The sequence below is a fragment of the Streptomyces sp. MA5143a genome (assembly GCF_900290235.1).
Taxonomy (GTDB): Bacteria; Actinomycetota; Actinomycetes; order Streptomycetales; family Streptomycetaceae; genus Streptomyces.
On the sequence record NZ_OLMK01000043.1, the window covers coordinates 164,909 to 183,412 of the forward strand.

Consider the following 18,504-nt stretch of genomic DNA (forward strand, 5'->3'; position numbering starts at 1 on the left):
CCACGGGTGAGGTGTCACCACGTGGGGGTCCGTTCGGTCGGTGCGCGGGAGGTCAGGCGCGCCTCGCAGCGGGCGCCCGCCGGCAGCCGGTACGGCGTCCCGACTACTCCACCGTCACCGACTTCGCCAGGTTGCGGGGCTTGTCGATGTCCCGGCCGAGGGCCAGCGCCGTGTGGTAGGCGAGGAGTTGGAGGGGGATGCCCATGAGGATCGGGTCGAGTTCGTCCTCGTTCTTGGGGACGAGGATCGTCTGGTCGGCCTTCTCCTGCTCCTGGTGGGCGACGGCGAGGATCTTGCCGCTGCGGGCCTTGATCTCCTCCAGGGCGGCGCGGTTCTTCTCCAGCAGGTCGTCGTCGGGGACGATCGCGACCGTGGGGAGGGCCGGCTCGATCAGGGCCAGCGGGCCGTGCTTCAGCTCGGAGGCGGGGTAGGCCTCGGCGTGGATGTAGGAGACCTCCTTGAGCTTGAGGGAGGCCTCACGGGCGACCGGGTAGCCGCGGACCCGGCCGATGAAGAGCATCGAGCGGGCCTCGGCGTACTCCAGGGCCAGCTTCTTGATCTCCTCCTCCTGCTCCAGCATCTCGGAGATCTGGCCGGGCAGCTTGCGCAGGCCCTCGATGATCCGCTTGCCGTCGCGGACCGAGAGGTCACGGGTGCGGCCCAGGTGCAGGGCGAGGAGCGCGAAGGCCACCGTCGTGTTGGTGAAGCACTTCGTGGAGACCACACAGACCTCGGGGCCCGCGTGGACGTAGATGCCACCGTCGGCCTCGCGGGCGATCGCCGAGCCGACGACGTTCACCACGCCGAGGACGCGGGCGCCCTTGCGCTTCAGCTCCTGCACGGCCGCCAGCACGTCGTAGGTCTCACCGGACTGGGAGACGGCGACGTAGAGGGTGTCGGGGTCCACGACCGCGTTGCGGTAGCGGAACTCGGAGGCCGGCTCGGCGTCGGCGGGGATACGGGCCAGTTCCTCGATCATCTGGGCGCCGATCATGCCCGCGTGGTACGAGGTGCCGCAGCCGAGGATCTTCACCCGGCGGATCTGGCGCGCCTCGCGGGCGTCCAGGTTCAGTCCGCCGAGGTGCACGGTGGAGAACCGGTCGTCGATGCGGCCGCGCAGCACACGGTCCACGGCGTCGGCCTGCTCGTGGATCTCCTTGTGCATGTACGTGTCGTGGCCGCCCATGTCGTACGAGGCCGCCTCCCACTCCACGGTGGTGGGCTCCGCGGTGGTGCGGGTGCCCTCCGTGGTGTAGGTGCGGAAGTCGTCGGCCTTGAGGGTGGCCATCTCGCCGTCGTCGAGGGTCACTATCTGCCGGGTGTGGGCGACCAGCGCGGCGATGTCCGAGGCGACGAACATCTCCTTCTCACCGATACCGAGGACGACCGGGGAGCCGTTGCGGGCGACGACGATACGGTCGTTGAAGTCGGCGTGCATCACGGCGATGCCGTAGGTGCCCTCGACGATGCGGACCGCCTGGCGGACCTTCTCCTCCAGGGTGGTGGCCTGGGAGCGGGCGATGAGGTGGGTGAGCACCTCGGTGTCGGTCTCGGAGAGGAACTCGACGCCGTCCGCCTCCAGCTTGCGACGCAGGTCCGAGGCGTTGTCGATGATGCCGTTGTGGACGACGGCGACCTTGTTGTCGGCCGACATGTGCGGGTGGGCGTTCACATCGGAGGGGGCGCCGTGGGTGGCCCAGCGGGTGTGGGCGATGCCGGTGGTGCCCTTGAAGCGCGCGGGGACCTTGGCCTCCAGGTCGCGGACCCGGCCCTTGGCCTTGACCATCTTCAGGCCGGCCGCCTTGGGCGAGGTGACCACGATGCCCGCCGAGTCGTAGCCCCGGTACTCCAGGCGCTGGAGGCCCTCCAGGAGCAGCGGCGCGACATCACGCTTGCCGATGTAGCCGACAATTCCGCACATATATGGGTATCCCGTTTCTCGGTCGGTGTGGACCGGGTCCGTGGCCTTCCCGTCAGCCGTAGACGATGCGGCGCAGCTGCCTGAGCGTGAGCTCCGGCGGCGCGACCGCCCGGTATCTCAGGTCCGCCTCGATCCGTTCGAAGATCGCCGCGTTCACCAGGCCCTGGGCCTGGAGCTCGCGGTGGCGGCGACGGACGTAGTCCTCCGTCGTCTCGTCGAAGTAGGCGAGCACGTCCTGGATCACCCGCAGCGCCTCGCCCCGGCTCAGGGGCGTGGACCGCGTCAGATGATCGACAAGTTCGTCGTGCACCCGGTAGATCCTGGAGTACGGGCGTGCGTTTCGCAAGAATCCTGCCCGATTTCGGGCAGGCCACTGCGGGGGAATCTTGGGGGAACGTTGAACGTGTGATGGGCGCCTGTTCGGAGTCCGTCCATCCGATGGCCCGCATCCCGTCGCCTGAGGCGACGACTTTCGGACGCCATGGACATTCCTCGCATGGGCGTTCCCGAGTCGCTGGCCGAGCGCATGAGCATGGCCGAGCAGCACGAGTACCTGCGCGCCCGTTTCTCCCGGCGCACGATGATCAGAGGCGGCGCGGTCACGATCGGCGCCGTCACGGGCGGCGTGTTCGTGCCGGGCACCGCGGCCCGGGCCGCCACCCGGAGCGCCGTCCCCACCCAGGGCGCGCCGCGCGCCGAGCACGTCGACGGCTCCCTCGTCGCCCCCTTCGGCCGCCACCTCGCCTTCGGCAACGACCCGCGCACCGAGGTCAGCGTCTCCTGGCAGGTCCCGGTCGCCGTCAAGAAGCCCTTCATCCGGATCGGCGCCCACCCCCAGGACCTCTCCCGTCGGATCGACGCCGAGGTCCGCACCCTGTTCACTCCGGCCGGCGTGGGCGCGAGCGGCAACCACACCCAGTACTACGTGCACGCGAAGCTCACCCACCTCAAGCCCGGCCGCACCTACTACTACGGCGTCGGCCACGCGGGCTTCGACCCGGCCGAGCCGCACCTCCTCGGCACCCTCGGCACCTTCACCACCGCCCCCGCCCACAAGACGCCCTTCACCTTCACGGCCTTCGGCGACGAGGGCGTCGGCTACCACGGCCTCGCCAACAACAGCCTCCTCCTCGGCCAGAACCCCGCCTTCCACCTGCACGCCGGTGACATCGCCTACGCCGACCCGGCCGGCCAGGGCAGGACCGCCGACACGGGCTTCGACTCGCGGGTGTGGGACCAGTTCCTCGCCCAGACCGAGTCCGTCGCCAAGTCCGTCCCGTGGATGCCCGCGTACGGCAACCACGACATGGATGCGTGGTACGCGCCGAGCGGCTACGGCGGCGAGGAGGCCCGCTGGAGCCTCCCCGACAACGGCCCCGACAAGAAGAACCTGCCGGGCGTCTACTCCTTCGTCTACGGCAACACCGCCGTGATCTCGCTCGACGCCAACGACGTCTCCTTCGAGATCCCCGCCAACCTCGGCGTCTCCGGCGGCACCCAGACCAAGTGGCTGGAAGCCCAACTGAAGAAGTACCGGGCCGCCGAGGACATCGACTTCATCGTGGTCTTCTTCCACCACTGCGCCTACTGCACCTCCACCGCCCACGCCTCCGAGGGCGGCGTACGCCAGGAGTGGGTGCCGCTGTTCGAGAAGTACACGGTCGACCTGGTCATCAACGGCCACAACCACCAGTACGAGCGCACCGACGTGATCAAGGCGGGCAAGGTCACCAGGAAGCTGCCGATCGGCGGCACGGCCTACCCGGAGAGCGACGGCGTGGTCTATGTCACGGCGGGCGCGGCCGGCCGCAGCCTCTACGCGTTCAGCGCCCCGCAGTCCTACGAGGGCCACGAGAACGAGGTCGAGTCGGTGGCGTCCTTCGTCAACACCAAGGACGGCAAGCAGAACGAGACCGTCGCCTGGTCGCGGGTGCGCTACCTCGACTACTCCTTCCTCCGGGTGGACGTGAAGCCCGCGCCGAAGGGGCGGCACACCACGCTGACCGTGCGCGGCATCGCCGCGACCGGCGAGCAGGTCGACCACTTCACCGTCGCGCGCAGGGCCAAGTAGCGCCCCAAGGGCGCCGGGCGGTCCCCGGCGGCCCCCTGCGGTCCTCGGGCGTGTCACATGCGCTTGAGGACCGCCTGCTTGGCCAGCGTGAACTCCTCGTCCGTGAGGACACCCGACCTGTGCAGCTCGCCCAGTTCGCGCAGGCGGCGCAGCAGCGCGTCGTGGTCGTCCCCGCCGCCGGCGGGCGCGAGCTGCTTCGGCGCGGTGTCGCCGGCGCTCGACGGATGCGGCAGCCGGGCCTGTACGGCCGCCGCGACCAGCGCCATCAGCGGGTCCTTCTTGAAGCCCCACAGCTCCACGGAGTTGGGGTCGTACTTGGCCGGCGCCTTGGTCGGCGCGTTCCGCACGGTGAAGCGCAGGGCGCCGTTCTCCAGGCCCACCGAGGGCTGCCACTCCACGGCCGCGATGTCGGCCAGCGCCAGTGTCCGGGGCCCGGCCGCCGCCTTCGCGTCCTCCGTCTTCCAGTTCCACTCCAGGCGTACGTGCTCCCCGTCGAAGCTCGCCGTGCCGTCCCCGGCGGAGACGGAGAGCGGGACGACCGGGCCCGGCAGCAGATACGCGCCCACCGCGTCGGCGGGCACCTGGTCCAGCAGCAGCGCGTTGCGTATCTCGTCCACGACGTACTCGGCGACCCCGTACCGGTCGGCGTCGACGCTCAGCTGGTACGGGTCGTTGCCGTCGGTGAGCCGGCCGCCCGTCACGTGCAGCAGGGGGTCGGCGCCGTCGCGCAGCCGCAGGCGCAACCGTCCCGACCTCCTGCCCTGCTCGAACGAGATCCCCGCCAACGCGCCCAGGGGGACGGAGAGTTCACCGAGTGTCTTGCGGAGCAGGCTCACGCTCTTGTCGCGGCCCGGAGTGAGCCGCAGGGTGTCACCGTCGAAGGTCCACGACCCGTCCCGCTGGAGGATTTCCGCCATGAGGGGATTCTTTCACCGGCCGAGCGCCGGGATGGTCTAGACCTGGCGGTGCTTTGCGGGGATGGTGGTGTCGTCCGTTCGGTTGTGGGAGGGAGCACGTCGTGAGTCCGCGCCACAGATCGACTCGCCTTCTCGGTGCGCTGCTGCTCGTGGTGACCGGGATCTTCGCCGTGGGAGCCGCGCCCGTGTCCGAGAACGCCGAAGCCACCACGGTCCCCCTCGGGCAGGTGATCCCGGCCCCCGCCCGGGTCGAGGCCGGGGGAACGCCGTACCGGCTGACGAGCGGCGCGCGCCTCGTCGTGGACGGCGGCCCCGGGGCGCGCCGGGTGGGGGAGTACCTGGCGGGCCTCCTGCGGCCGTCGACCGGCTACCGGCTGCCCGTGACGGACCGGGCGAGGGACGAAGGGGGCGATGTCCGGCTGCGGTTGGCCGCGCACGAGCCGGCGCTCGGGCAGGAGGGGTACCGGCTGCGCAGCGCCCGCTCCGGCGTCACGATCACCGCCCGCACGGCCGCCGGACTCTTCCACGGGGTGCAGACCCTGCGCCAACTGCTGCCCCCGGCGGTCGAGAAGGACTCCGTGCGGCCGGGACCCTGGACGGTCGCCGGCGGCACCGTCGAGGACGTGCCGCGCTACGGCTGGCGCGGGGCCATGCTCGACGTGTCCCGGCACTTCTTCACCGTCGACCAGGTCAGGCGGTTCGTCGACCAGTTGGCGCTCTACAAGTTCAACAAGCTGCATCTGCACCTCTCCGACGACCAGGGCTGGCGCATCGCCGTCGACTCCCGGCCGCGGCTCGCCGCCCACGGCGGCTCCACCCAGGTCGGCGGCGGCCCCGGCGGCTTCTACACCAAGGCCGACTACCGGGAGATCGTCCGGTACGCGGCCTCCCGCCATCTGGAGGTCGTCCCCGAGATCGACATGCCCGGCCACACCAACGCGGCCCTCGCCTCCTACGCCGAGCTGAACTGCGACGGCGTCGCGCCCCCGCTCTACACCGGCACCGACGTCGGCTTCAGCTCGCTGTGCGTCGACAAGGACGTCACGTACGACTTCGTGGACGACGTCGTGCGGGAGCTGGCCGCGCTCACCCCCGGCCGGTACCTCCACATCGGCGGGGACGAGGCGCACTCCACCAGTCACGCGGACTACGTGACGTTCATGGACCGGGTGCAGCCGGTCGTCGCCCGGTACGGCAAGACGGTCATCGGCTGGCACCAGCTCACCGGCGCGACCCCGGCGCGGGGCGCCCTCGCCCAGTACTGGGGCCTCGACGGCACGAAGCCGGAGGAGAAGGAGCGGGTCGCGGCCGCCGCGCGGGGCGGCACGGGGATCGTCCTCTCGCCGGCCGACCGGATCTACCTCGACATGAAGTACGACAAGGACACGCGGCTGGGGCTCGACTGGGCGGGGTACGTGGAGGTGCGGCGGTCCTACGACTGGGATCCGGGCGCCTATCTGGCGGGGGCGGGGGTGCCTAAGTCCGCGGTGCGGGGGGTCGAGGCGCCGCTGTGGACGGAGACGATCGTGACGCCGGCCGACATGGATCACATGGTGTTCCCCCGGTTGCCGGGGGTCGCCGAGCTGGGCTGGTCGCCGGCGTCCACGCACGACTGGGGCGACTACCGGGTGCGGCTGGCCGCGCAGGGGCCGCGGTGGGAGGCGCTCGGGATCGGGTACCACCGGTCGCCGCAGGTCCCGTGGGGTGGTGGGCCGGGCGCGCGGTAGAGCTCGGGGGTTCGGGTCTCGTCGGCGGGTGCGGGTGGTGTGTGGTTGCTCGCGCAGTTCCCCGCGCCCCTGAAAGACCCGGGTGCCACCCATGCCGTGAAGGGGCGCGGGGAACTGCGCGATCAGCCCCCACCCAGCCGCACCCGCATGCTCGACACAACGCGACGGGCACCTCGGAGGACCGTACTCCGAGGTGCCCGTCTGTTCACGGGGGCCTTGCCGGAGGCTAAAGGCCGGCTATCGGGTTCTTCAGGTCGCCGACCAGTTGGAGCGCGCCCGCCGGGTCCGACAGGTCGACCATCTGGCGGTTGTCGCGCAGTTGCAGCCGGTTGAGGCAGGACAGCGCGAACTCGGGGGCGAACATGTCGTACTGGGCGAACCTGTCGGCGAGTTCCGGCAGCGCCCGCTGATGGTCGCGGACCGTCTCGGCGACCGTGCGCCAGAAGTCCTCCTCCTCCAGCACGCCCTCCTCGGCCAGCTGGGCGGCGAGGAAGCGGAAGAAGCAGTCGAAGACGTCCGTGAAGATCGACAGGAGTTTCTTGTCGTCGGGGACGTCCACGCGCACCCGCTCGACCGCCGGCGGGAGGACCGCCTGCGGGTCCATGACCGCGATCTCCTCGGCGATGTCCTTGTAGATGGCCCGCTCGACCACACCGTCCCTCAGGACCAGGATGACGTTCTCGCCGTGCGGCATGAACACCAGGTCGTAGGCGTAGAAGCTGTGCAGCAGCGGGGTGAGGTACGCCTCCAGGTAGCGGCGCAGCCACTCCGTCGGGGTCAGGCCCGAGCGGGTGATCAGGGCCGCCGCGAAGCCGTGGCCCTCGTGGTCGACGTGGAGCAGGGAGGCCATCGTCGCCAGTGACTCGCCCTCCTGGAGCCCGGACACGGGGCTCTCCCGCCACAGCGCGGCCAGCATCTTGCGGTACGGGGAGTACCGGTCGGTGGCGGCCTCGTACTCCAGGTGGCGGTAGCCGACGGCGGCCCGTTCGCGGATGATCGACAGGCCCGTCGACTTCAGCACCGGGTCGTTCTCGATCAGCCCGGCCAGCCAGTCGTTGATCGCCGGGGTCGCCTCCATGTACGCCGCGGACAGGCCGCGCATGAAGCCCATGTTGAGGACGGACAGGGCCGTCTTGACGTAGTGCTTCTGAGGGCTGGAGCTGTTGAAGAAGGTCCGGATGGACTGCTGGGCCAGATACTCGTCGTCGCCCTCGCCGAGCAGCACCAGATGCCGCTGGGCGACCTCGGCGGCGAAGGTGACGGAGAGCTTGTTCCACCACTGCCAGGGGTGGACCGGGATGAACAGGTAGTCGGCCGGGTCGAGTTCCAGGTCGGTGAGGACGGAGGTGAAGCGGGCGACGGTCTCCGCGCCCAGCTCGTCCCGCAGGAACGCCTCGTACTCGATGCCGACGCCCGCCGTGAACGCCGCCCGGGAGCGGTGCGCGGCCAGCCAGACCAGGCGGACCGGACTCGCCGTCTCCGGGGCGTAGGCCAGGTACTCGTGGACGCCGAAGCCGAGGCGGCCGTTGTTGGCGACGAAGCAGGGGTGGCCCTCGGTCATCCCCGTCTCGATGGCCTGGAAACCGGCGTCCACCAGCTCGGCGACCGGGATCTGCGGTTTGGTCAGCTTGTAGCAGGTGCCGGAGAGGGTGGAGGAGATCTCCTCCAGGTAGACCGGGAGGATCTCGTCGCTCAGCCCCAGGGACCCCTTCAGTTCGATGAAGAAGTCCAGGGCGGCGAGGGGGAGGTCGACGCCGTCCCGGTGACGGGTGATCGAGTCGGCGTCGACCTGCCAGTGGTCGAGGGCGTAGCGCCGCGCGGTGAACCCGTAGCGGGTCCGGCCGTCGTCGCCGCGGACCTCGAAGCGGCCGTCGGCGGTGGCCTCCGGCGTGATGAGCCGCTCGTGGGCGAACTCGGCGAGGGCTTTGCGGATGAGCAGGCGGTTGGCCCGTGCCCAGCGGTGGGGGGACAGATGCGCCACGGCATCGGACAGGGTCATACGGGGACTCCTCGGGCGGCGAGGCGGTGACGGGCGAGGAACTGCTCGCGGGTGCAGAAGCTGAGCAGGGCGCGCTTCTCGGGCTTGTCGATCTCACGGTCGGGGACGAAGCCGACGAACGCGTTGAGCGCGTGCACCGCCGTGTTGGACACGTCCGGCTCGACGACGACGCGGCGGGTGGCCGGGTCCTCGAAGAGGTGCGCCATCACGGCGGTGATCACGGACCGGGTGAACCCGTGCACGGGGGTGTCCGTCGGCGGCACCAGGAAGTGCATGCCCACGTCGCCGGGCTCCGGCTCGTACAGGCCCACCAGCTCGCGGTGGGCCGGGTCGTACTTCTCCATGAGGAACGCGGGCTCGCCGTCGCCGAGGCCCAGCAGGGCGTGGTGGTGCGGGTCGGCCGCGATCTCCCTGTAGGCGCGCTCGACGTCCGCCGGCCGGGCGTCCTGCATCATCCAGTAGGCCGCCTTGGGGTGCGTGACCCAGCGGTGCAGCAGCTCGGCGTCCTCCAGCGGTTCCAGGGGACGGAAGGTGAAGGTCATACCGCGAACTCCTGGAAGGCGATGGTCTTCTCGACCGGGTAGTACTCGGTGCCCAGCAGCTCGCGGATGATGGACGCGTTGCGGTACGCGCCCATGCCCAGGTCGGGCGAGGTGACGCTGTGGGTGTGGACGCCCGCGTTCTGGAGGAAGATCCCGCGGCCGGTGGTGTCGACGGCGTAGTTGCGGGCCACGTCGAAGCGGCCGTGACCGTCGAAGACGAGCCGGTCGCGGATCGGCGCGAGGAACGCCGGCGGCCGGTAGTGGTAGCCGGTGGCCAGGACCAGGCCCTCGGTCTCGATCTCGAAGTCCTTGCCCTGCTCGTCCTGGCGGAAGCCGAGCGTGTACCGCCCGTCCTCGTGGGTGGCGCTGTTCAGGGACGAGTTGGTGAGCAGCCGGGTCGGGACCGGGCGGCCGCCGGAGGTCACGTTCTTCTGGTAGAGCAGGTCGAAGATCGAGTCGATCAGATCCCCGTTGATGCCCTTGAACAGGCCCTTCTGCTGCTTCTCCAGCCGGTAGCGGGTGTTCTCGGGCAGCGCGCGGAAGTAGTCGATGTAGTCCGGGGACGTCATCTCCAGTGTCAGCTTGGTGTACTCCAGCGGGAAGAACCGCGGGGAGCGGGTGACCCAGTTGAGCTGGTAGCCGTGGACGTCGATCTCGGACAGCAGCTCGTGGTAAATCTCCGCGGCGCTCTGGCCGCTGCCGACGATCGTGATCGACTTCTTCTTCAGCAGTTCCGCCTTGCGGTGCATGTACCGCGCGTTGTGGAAGAAGTCGCCGCCCAGCCCCTCGCACGCCTCGGGGAGGTAGGGGACGGTGCCGGTGCCGAGGACCAGCCGGCGGGCGTACAGGACGTCGCCGTCGGCCGTCCGCACGGCGTACACGTCGTCCTCGTACGTGACCTCGGTGACCGTCGTGCCGAAGCGGACGTTGCTCAGCCGGTTCGCGGCCCAGCGGCAGTAGTCGTCGTACTCGACGCGCAGGGGGTAGAAGTTCTCGCGGATGTAGAACGAGTACAGCCGGCCGGAGTCCTTCAGGTAGCTGAGGAAGGAGTACGGCGACGTCGGGTCGGCGAGGGTGACCAGGTCCGACATGAACGGGGTCTGGAGGTGGGCGCCGTCGAGGAACATCCCCGAGTGCCACTCGAAGTGGGGCTTCGCGTCCAGGAAGATCCCGTCGAGCTCGGCGATGGGCTCGGTGAGGCAGGCGAGGCCGAGGTTGAAGGGTCCCAGTCCGATACCGATGAAGTCGTGGACGTGCACGGCGGATTCAGGAAGCGACGCGGTCAAGGGATTCTCCCAGGTACTGCTCGGCGTGGCCGGCGATCAGATCGAGCACGGCGGCGATGTCGGCGACCGTGGTCTCGGGGTTGAGCAGGGTGAACTTCAGGTAGTGGCGGCCGCCCACCTTGGTGCCCGCCACCACGGCGTCGCCGGAGGCGAACAGGGCCTTGCGGGCGTACAGGTTGGCGCGGTCGATCTCGGCCGGGTCGGTGACGGTCCCGGGGATGTAGCGGTAGACCAGCGTGGACAGCCGGGGCTCCACGACCACGTCGTAGCGCGGGTCGGCGGCGAGCAGCCGCCAGCCCTCCTCCGCCAGGTCGCACACCTCGTCGAACAGTTCCCCGATGCCGTCGGCGCCCATCGTGCGCAGCGTCATCCACAGCTTCAGCGCGTCGAAGCGGCGGGTGGTCTGGAGGGACTTGTCGACCTGGTTGGGGATGCGCTCGGTGACCGTACGGCGCGGGTTGAGGTACTCCGCGTGGTACGTCGCGTGGCGCAGGGTCGCCCCGTCCCTCACCAGGACGGCGGACGAACTCACCGGCTGGAAGAAGGACTTGTGGTAGTCGACGGTGACCGAGTCGGCGCGCTCGATCCCGTCGAGCAGGGCGCGCCGCTTGCGGGAGACGAGCAGTCCGCAGCCGTAGGCGGCGTCGACGTGCATCCACGCCCCGTACTGGGCGCACAGCTCGGCGATCTCGGGGAGCGGGTCGATGGACCCGAAGTCGGTGGTGCCGGCGGTGGCGACCACGGCCATGGGGACGAGGCCCTCGGCCTTGCAGCGCTCCAGCTCACGGGCGAGCGCCATGGTCTGCATCCGCTTGTCGGCGTCCACCGGCACGGTGACGACCGCGTCCTGCCCGAGGCCCAGCAGTTTCGCGGACTTCTGCACGCTGAAGTGGCTGACCTCGGAGGCGAAGATCCGCAGTCGGGTGTGGTCGGCCGGCCCCTGCCACCGGCCGGGCCCCGGCTTCGCCTCCTCCCGGGCGAGGAGCAGGGCCTGGAGGTTGGACTGCGAGCCGCCGGAGGTGAAGACGCCGTCGGCGGCGGGGCCGAAGCCGACGCGCTCGTTGGTCCAGTCGATGAGCTTCCGCTCGATCAGCGTGCCGCCCGCGGACTGGTCCCAGGTGTCCAGCGAGGAGTTGACGGCGGACAGGACGGCCTCGCCGAGCACGGCCGGGATGACGACCGGGCAGTTGAGGTGGGCGAGGTAGCGGGGGTGGTGGAAGTAGATCGCGTCCCGGAGGTAGACGTCCTCCAGCTCGTCGAGGACGGCGGCCGTGTCGTGCAGCGGCTTGTCGAGGTCGATCTCCTCGATGACGGGAGCGAGGGCGTCGGGGCCGACACCGGTGAACGGCCGGTCGGTGGTGGCGAGTTTGGCCGCCACCCGCTCCACGCCTTCGGTCACGGTGCGGCGGTACCGCTCCGCGGTCGTGTCATTGAGCAGGTGCGAGCGCATGGGGAGGTCCTCCGAGCGGGGGCGGTCCGGGCGGGACGGTGAGGCGAGTGGGGGCCGATGGGCGAGGAGAGAGGGCGGAAACATCGGTTCACTTAGGTTAGCCTAACCTAAGTTAGTCGACCGAGGTCATGCCTCGTCCGTGACCGACATCACGTCAACCACCTCTGGAAGGTGGGCAGTTGGTGCGTCGGGGCTACTCGCCGCGCTCGCGCAGCTGTTCCTCCGTCAGGCCCTCACGCCAGTACCCGACGAACGTCACGCGCCGCTTGTCGATCCCGCGCTCCCGCACGAGATGCCGGCGCAGCTCCTTGACCCGGCCGGACTCCCCGGCGATCCACGCGTACGGAAGCCCGCCGGACGGCAGCGGGGCGGCGCGGACGGCGTCCAGCGCGGACGGCGTGCCCTCGCCGCGCACCAGCCAGGTGATCTCGGCGTCGGCCTCGGTGGACAGGTCCTGGATGTCTCCCGCGTGGCGGACCTCCAGCCAGACCCGTGCCGGCATCCCGGCGGGCAGCGACTCCAGGATCGCCGAGGCGGCGGGCAACGCCGTCTCGTCCCCCCAGATCAGCACCAGATCGGTGTCGGCCGGCGGCCGGAACCGGATCGCCCGGTTGTCGGCGACCGCCGGCCCGAGCAGCACGACCCGGTCCCCGGCCGACGCCCGTGACGCCCACCGTGACGCGGGCCCGGCGGGCACGGCGGCCCCCGGCTCCACCCCGTGCAGCACGAAGTCGATGTCGATCTCGACGGTCTCCCCGCGCCCGTCGGCCCGCAGCCCCCGCAGCGTGTACGAGCGCATCACCGCCCGCACGTCGTCCGGCAGCTCCCGCCACGCCTGCCACCAGCCGTCGCCCAACTCGTACGGAACGGCGGGGGCGTCCTGCCCCGGCTGCGGCAGGAACAGCGACAGTGACTGGTCCCTCCCGTCCGACAGGAAGAACCGCAGGTCGTCCCCCGCGAAGGAGACGCGCACGAGAGACGGCCCCAGCCGCTCCGTCCGTACGACCTGAAGAGAGAAGAAACGGAAGGGTGCGGCTACGGCCGTCGTCATGAAGGGCTCCTGGGTAGGGGGGCGGGAGCGGGTGTGGGTTCGTGGGCGGGTGCGGGTCCGGTGGGGGCTGGTCGCGCAGTTCCCCGCGCCCCTGAAAAAGCAGGGGCTGCGCCCCGTGCTTTTTCAACGGCCCGCAGGGGCCGTTGCCTTCAGGGGCGCGGGGAACTGCGCGAGAAGCCCCACCGGACCCGCGGTCGCCCCCCGGCCTCAGCCCGGACGGGCCTAGCTGACCTTCTTCGCCTTCTCGATCGCCTCGGCCAGTTCCTCCAGGAGCGGCGCGCACTTGTCGTAGGACAGGATCGGCTCGGGGTTGCGCCCGATGACCTGCCCGGCCTTGACCGCGGGCAGCTTCTTCCAGGTCGCCTCTTCGATCGCGTCCGGCTGGATCGCCGACGTGCGGTTGTCCATGATGATGACGTCCGCGTCGTACTTGTCGACGTTCTCCCAGCTCAGGTTCTCGAACCAGCCGCCGCTGGCCTTGAGGGCCTCGGCGCTCGGCTCGACGAAGTTCACGCCGAGGGCCTTGAAGTACTCCAGGTCGATGGAGAGGTTCGAGCCGGACACGTAGAAGATGTCCTGGCTGGCGGAACCGGCCAGCACCTTGATGTCCGGCTTGGCCTTGGTGGCCGCGCGCAGCCGGGCGGCGGCGTCCTCGAACCGCTTCTTCGCCGCGGTGACCTTCTTCGACGTGACGTCCGCGCCCAGCGACTCGGCGAGCTCGTAGACCCGCTGGAGCGGCTCGGTCATCTGACGGTCGTACACGGAGATGCCGACGCTCGGGGCGAGCCCCGCGATCTGGTCCTTGGACGCGTCGGGCACGTACCAGAGGGTGCCCGCGTCGTCGAACATCGTGGTGATGAGGACGTCGGGGGAGAGGGCCGCGTACTTCTCGACGCTGAACTCGTCCCAGACGTTGCCGATGACGGTGACCTTGCTGATGTCGAGGTCGCCGGCCTGGACGTCGGCCTTGCCGTTCTGGAGCCTGGTCGGGCCGAAGACCCCCGTCACGCCGATGCCGTAGTCGTGCAGTGCGGCGGCGACCCCCACGAACGCGACGATGTTCGCCGGGGTCCTGTCGAGCTTGACGGTCTCGTCGCGGTCGTCCTTGAACGTCCAGGGGCCCGACTTGGCGGCAGCCGTCTCCTTGCCGGAGCCGGCGCCGCTGCTCGCCTTGTCGTCTCCGCAGGCCGTGAGCACGGCACCGAGACCGAGTGCGCCACCGGCGGCGAGGATGCCACGGCGGGTGAGGTGGGCGGCGCTGGCGTTGGGCATGAGTATGGCTACTTTCGAACGGGGCGGAGTGCCGCCCGAGGGCGAGTTCGAAGATAGGTTAGCCTAACCTCACTATGTGTCCAGGGGGCGGGGTCGCCCGCACGTCAGAAGGCCGGACCCGTGAGAACGGATCCGGCCTCCTCGATACGGCGGTCTCAGCCCACGAGCCCCAACTCGCGGGCGATCAGCATGCGCTGGACCTCGCTCGTGCCCTCGCCGATCTCCAGGATCTTGGAGTCGCGCCACATACGGGCCACCGGGTACTCGTTCATGAAGCCGTAGCCGCCGTGGATCTGCGTGGCGTCGCGGGCGTTGTCGACGGCGACCGTGGAGGAGTACAGCTTCGCCAGCGCCGCCTCCTTCTTGAACGGCTCCCCGGCGACCAGCCGTGAGGCCGCGTCCCGCCAGGCGAGGCGGGCCGTGTGGGCCTTCATCTCCATGTCGGCGATCTTGAACTGGATCGCCTGGTTGGAGCCGATCGGCCGGCCGAAGGCATGGCGCTCCTTGGCGTACTTCACCGACTCGTCCACGCAGCCCTGGGCGAGCCCCGTGGCGAGTGCCGAGATGGCGATCCGGCCCTCGTCGAGGATGCGCAGGAACTGCGCGTAGCCGCGGCCGAGTTCACCGAGGAGGTTCTCCGCCGGGACCCGGACGTCGGAGAAGGACAACTCACGGGTGTCGGAGGCGTTCCAGCCGACCTTGGAGTAGGGGGCCGCCACCGTGAAGCCCGGGGTGCCGGACGGGACGATGATGGAGGAGATCAGCGGCTTGCCCTCGGGGGTGCGGCCGGTCACCGCCGTGACCGTGACGAGGCTCGTGATGTCGGTGCCCGAGTTGGTGATGAAGCACTTGCTGCCGTTGATCACCCACTCGTTGGTCTCCTCGTCCAGCCGGGCCGTCGTACGGGTCGCGCCCGCGTCCGAGCCGCCGTCCGGCTCGGTGAGGCCGAACGCGCCCAGGATCTCCCCGGAGCACAGCCGCGGCAGCCACTCCTCCTTCTGGGCCGGCGTGCCGAACAGATGGATCGGCATGGCGCCCAGGGACACCCCCGCCTCCAGGGTGATGGCCACGGACGAGTCCACCCGCGCCAGCTCCTCCAGGGCGATACCGAGCGCCAGGTAGTCGCCGCCCATACCGCCGTACTCCTCCGGGAACGGCAGCCCGAACAGGCCCATACGGCCCATCTCGCGCACGATCTCGTACGGGAACTCATGGCGCTCGTAGAAGTCGCCGATCTTCGGTGCGACGACCTCGTGCGCGAACTCCTCGACCGTACGGCGGAGTTCTTCCAGTTCGGGAGAGAGGTGGTGGTCCATGAAAACTCACTGCTCCTTGTGGGAGAGGGCTCGTACGGTGCGGGACGGGCTGGGTCGGCCCAGGTGGTCGGCCATCCACGCGCTGGTGGCGACGAGACGGCCGAGGTCGACGCCGGTGTCGATGCCGAGGCCCCGCAGCATCCACACGAGGTCTTCCGTGGCGAGGTTGCCGGTGGCGCTCCTGGCGTAGGGGCAGCCGCCGAGGCCGCCGGCGGAGGCGTCGACGGTCGTGACGCCGTGCCGCAGCGCCGCGAGGGTGTTGGCGAGGGCCTGGCCGTAGGTGTCGTGGAAGTGGACACCGAGGGCCGACGTCGGTACCCCCGCCTCGTTCAGCGCGGTGAGCAGCGCCCGCACATGGCCCGGGGTGGCGACGCCGATGGTGTCGCCGAGGCTCAGCTCGTCGCAGCCCAGGTCGATGAGGGCCCGGCAGACCCGGACGACCTGCGGGACCGGCACCGGGCCCTCCCAGGGGTCGCCGAAGCACATGGAGAGATAGCCCCGCACATGCACGCCGTCGGCCTTCGCCATGCTCACCACCGGGTCGAACATGGCCAGCGCCTCGTCGACCGTGCGGTTGAGGTTGGCCTTGGCGAAGGACTCGGTGGCGCTGGCGAAGACGGCCACCCGGCGGGCGCCCAGCGCCAGGGCCCGGTCGAGACCGCGCTCGTTGGGCACCAGGACCGGCAGGTCCACCGGCAGGCCGGCGACCCGTGGGAACAGCGCCTCGGCGTCGGCGAGCTGCGGCACCCACTTGGGGTGCACGAAGCTCGTCGCCTCGATCGTCGTCAGCCCCGCGTCGGCCAGGCGGCGGACGAACTCGGCCTTCACCTCCGTCGGGACGGTCGCCTTCTCGTTCTGCAGGCCGTCACGGGCGCCCACCTCGTGGATGCGGACCCGTGCCGGGAGCCCGTCGGCGGCCGGTGCGGGCACGGTCATCGGCAGGCCGAGGACGGGACCCTCCTTGGTCGCACCCGTGCTGTCCGGTGAGGTCATCGCGCGGCCTCCTCGTCCTGCTCGTGCGGGGCGACGACCGCCAGCACCTGGTCCATGGCGACGGTCGTGCCCGGCGCCACGTCCAGCTCGGTGACGGTCCCGGAGTGCGGTGCGGCGATGACGTGCTCCATCTTCATCGCCTCCACCACCAGCAGACTCTGACCGGCGCTCACCTCGTCCCCGACGGCCACCTTCACCACGGTGACCGTGCCGGGCATCGGCGCCGTCAGCGAGTCCGCGCCCCCGTGCGCCGCGCCGGTCAGGGCGGCGGCCACCGGGTCGTGGTCCCGTACGTGCCAGGCGTCGCCGTCCCCGCCGAGCCAGTCGGCGGCCCGGTGGAACGTGTGACGGACGCCGTCCAGGGTCACGGTGACCCGGTCGTCGGTGACGGTGTGGCTGCCCAGCGGGCGATGGGTGACGGGTTCCAGGCCCGGCACCCGCAGGTCGAAGGCCGGCGGAACGCTCTCACCGCCGAGGCGCCAGCCGCTCGGCACCGAGAAGGGGTCGGTCCAGCCCTCTCCCCGGGGCGTCAGTCCGTCGAGCCGCACGGCCGCCGCCGCCTCGTACACGGCCTCGGGCACCCCCTCCGACACCAGCCCGTCGACCTCCCGCTCGACCAGGCCCGTGTCCAGGTCGCCCGCGACCACCGCCGGATGCGCCAGCAGCCGCCGCAGGAACCCGGCATTGGTCTGGACGCCCAGGGTGACCGTCCCGGCGAGGGCGGCCCGGAGCCGGCGCAGCGCGGTGGGCCGGTCGGGGCCGTACGCGATGACCTTGGAGAGCATCGGGTCGTACAGCGAGCCGACCTCCGTGCCCTCGGTGAGGCCGGAGTCCGTGCGGACACCGTCGCCCTGCGGTTCGCGCAGCCTGAGGATCGTGCCACCGGAGGGCAGGAAGCCGCGTGAGGGGTCCTCGGCGCAGATCCGGGCCTCGACGGCGTGGCCCGTCAGCCGGATGTCGTCCTGCGTGAGGGCGAGCCGCTCACCGGCCGCGACCCGCAGCTGCCACTCCACCAGGTCGATGCCCGTGACCAGCTCGGTCACCGGGTGCTCCACCTGGAGGCGGGTGTTCATCTCCATGAAGTAGTACGACGACGGGTCGCCGCCGGGGACGATGAACTCGACCGTGCCCGCGCCGGAGTAGCCGCAGGAGCGGGCCGCCTGGACCGCCGCCTCGCCCATCGCGGCACGGGTGGCCTCGTCGAGCAGGACGCTGGGCGCCTCCTCGATCACCTTCTGGTGGCGGCGCTGGAGGGAGCACTCGCGCTCCCCGAGGTGGATCACGTGCCCGTGGTTGTCGGCCAGGACCTGGATCTCGATGTGCCGGGGGCGGTCGATCCACCGCTCCACGAGCAAGGTGTCGTCGCCGAAGGAGGCGCGGGCCTCACGGCGGGCGGCGGCGATCTCGTCGGCCAGCGCCGCCTCGTCCCGCACCAGCCGCATGCCCTTGCCGCCGCCGCCCGCGCTGGGCTTCAGCAGCACCGGCATACCGATCTCCCGCGCCGCGTCCGCGAGCCGGTCGTCGGTCAGACCGCTGCCGCTGGAGCCGGGGACCACCGGCACCCCGGCCGCCCGGACCGTCTCCTTGGCGCGGATCTTGTCGCCCATGAGGGAGATGGCGTCGGCGGGCGGCCCGATGAAGACCAGGCCCGCCTCGGCGCACGCCCGCGCGAACCCGGCGTTCTCCGCGAGGAAGCCGTACCCCGGGTGCACGGCCTGCGCGCCCGTGCGGGCCGCCGCCTCCAGCAGGCGCTCCACCGACAGATAGCTCTCCGCCGCCGGCGCCGGGCCGATCCGTACCGCCGTGTCGGCCTCCCGTACGTGCCGGGCGTCGGCGTCCGCGTCGGAGTACACCGCGACCGAGCGGACGCCGAGGGCGCGGAGGGTGCGGATGACGCGGACGGCGATCTCGCCGCGGTTGGCCACCAGCACCGTGTCGAACATGCTCACGTTCACAGCC

Annotated in this window: 14 protein-coding genes; 2 read left to right on the forward strand and 12 right to left on the reverse strand. The window is 70.8% G+C overall.

Translation table 11 applies throughout. The features are described from left to right. Positions 1–103 precede the first annotated feature (103 nt). Both glmS and SMA5143A_RS20715 read right to left on the reverse strand, forming a co-directional pair. Positions 104–1,921 carry a glutamine--fructose-6-phosphate transaminase (isomerizing) gene (gene glmS, locus SMA5143A_RS20710; protein WP_107464374.1) on the reverse strand — a complete coding sequence of 606 codons (1,818 nt, stop codon included), beginning with the start codon at positions 1,919–1,921 and terminating at the stop codon, positions 104–106. A gap of 52 nt (positions 1,922–1,973) precedes the next feature. After that, entirely contained in the window at positions 1,974–2,231 is a 258-nt protein-coding gene (locus SMA5143A_RS20715) for a hypothetical protein (RefSeq protein WP_107464375.1), read from the reverse strand. Between the two features lie 186 nt (positions 2,232–2,417). On the opposite strand from SMA5143A_RS20715, the gene SMA5143A_RS20720 reads away from it, so the two are divergent. After that, positions 2,418–3,992 (forward strand): purple acid phosphatase family protein, encoded by a 1,575-nt coding sequence (locus SMA5143A_RS20720; protein ID WP_181361946.1) that lies wholly within the window; start codon positions 2,418–2,420, stop codon positions 3,990–3,992. A 53-nt stretch (positions 3,993–4,045) separates the two neighbouring features. Here SMA5143A_RS20720 and SMA5143A_RS20725 read toward each other — a convergent pair whose 3' ends face one another. Next, the gene (locus SMA5143A_RS20725; protein WP_107464377.1) at positions 4,046–4,909 is read right to left on the reverse strand and encodes a DUF4429 domain-containing protein; all 864 of its coding nucleotides are present in this window, start codon (positions 4,907–4,909) and stop codon (positions 4,046–4,048) included. Positions 4,910–5,010: 101 nt separating this feature from the next. Here SMA5143A_RS20725 and SMA5143A_RS20730 point away from each other — a divergent pair, with 101 nt between their 5' ends. Continuing rightward, positions 5,011–6,636, forward strand: coding sequence for a beta-N-acetylhexosaminidase (locus SMA5143A_RS20730; protein WP_107464378.1), 1,626 nt, complete (start codon positions 5,011–5,013; stop codon positions 6,634–6,636). A gap of 226 nt (positions 6,637–6,862) precedes the next feature. On the opposite strand, the gene SMA5143A_RS20735 is transcribed toward SMA5143A_RS20730, so the two are convergent. The 9 genes from SMA5143A_RS20735 to SMA5143A_RS20775 all read right to left on the reverse strand — a co-directional run bounded on the left by SMA5143A_RS20735 (position 6,863) and on the right by SMA5143A_RS20775 (position 18,488). Beyond that, entirely contained in the window at positions 6,863–8,635 is a 1,773-nt protein-coding gene (locus SMA5143A_RS20735) for an IucA/IucC family protein (protein ID WP_107464379.1), read from the reverse strand. After that, the gene (locus tag SMA5143A_RS20740) at positions 8,632–9,177 is read right to left on the reverse strand and encodes a GNAT family N-acetyltransferase (protein ID WP_107464380.1); all 546 of its coding nucleotides are present in this window, start codon (positions 9,175–9,177) and stop codon (positions 8,632–8,634) included. The genes SMA5143A_RS20735 and SMA5143A_RS20740 overlap by 4 nt, the downstream gene beginning before the upstream one ends. Then, complete coding sequence (locus SMA5143A_RS20745) at positions 9,174–10,463, reverse strand: lysine N(6)-hydroxylase/L-ornithine N(5)-oxygenase family protein (RefSeq protein ID WP_107464381.1); 1,290 nt, start codon at positions 10,461–10,463, stop codon at positions 9,174–9,176. Before SMA5143A_RS20745 ends, SMA5143A_RS20740 begins: the two co-directional genes overlap by 4 nt. After that, positions 10,444–11,913: a lysine decarboxylase DesA gene (gene desA, locus SMA5143A_RS20750; RefSeq protein WP_107464382.1), complete on the reverse strand. Its 1,470-nt coding sequence runs from the start codon at positions 11,911–11,913 to the stop codon at positions 10,444–10,446. The genes SMA5143A_RS20745 and desA overlap by 20 nt, the downstream gene beginning before the upstream one ends. A gap of 193 nt (positions 11,914–12,106) precedes the next feature. Beyond that, a complete protein-coding gene (locus tag SMA5143A_RS20755) occupies positions 12,107–12,964 on the reverse strand; it encodes a siderophore-interacting protein (RefSeq protein WP_107464383.1) in 858 nt (285 codons plus the stop codon). Between the two features lie 222 nt (positions 12,965–13,186). Further along, a complete protein-coding gene (locus tag SMA5143A_RS20760; protein WP_107464384.1) occupies positions 13,187–14,236 on the reverse strand; it encodes an ABC transporter substrate-binding protein in 1,050 nt (349 codons plus the stop codon). A gap of 155 nt (positions 14,237–14,391) precedes the next feature. After that, positions 14,392–15,552, reverse strand: coding sequence for an acyl-CoA dehydrogenase family protein (locus SMA5143A_RS20765; RefSeq protein ID WP_107464385.1), 1,161 nt, complete (start codon positions 15,550–15,552; stop codon positions 14,392–14,394). Positions 15,553–15,558: 6 nt separating this feature from the next. Then, positions 15,559–16,488 carry a hydroxymethylglutaryl-CoA lyase gene (locus SMA5143A_RS20770; RefSeq protein ID WP_107464443.1) on the reverse strand — a complete coding sequence of 310 codons (930 nt, stop codon included), beginning with the start codon at positions 16,486–16,488 and terminating at the stop codon, positions 15,559–15,561. Between the two features lie 53 nt (positions 16,489–16,541). Next, the gene (locus SMA5143A_RS20775) at positions 16,542–18,488 is read right to left on the reverse strand and encodes an acetyl/propionyl/methylcrotonyl-CoA carboxylase subunit alpha (RefSeq protein WP_107464444.1); all 1,947 of its coding nucleotides are present in this window, start codon (positions 18,486–18,488) and stop codon (positions 16,542–16,544) included. Positions 18,489–18,504: the final 16 nt, after the last annotated feature.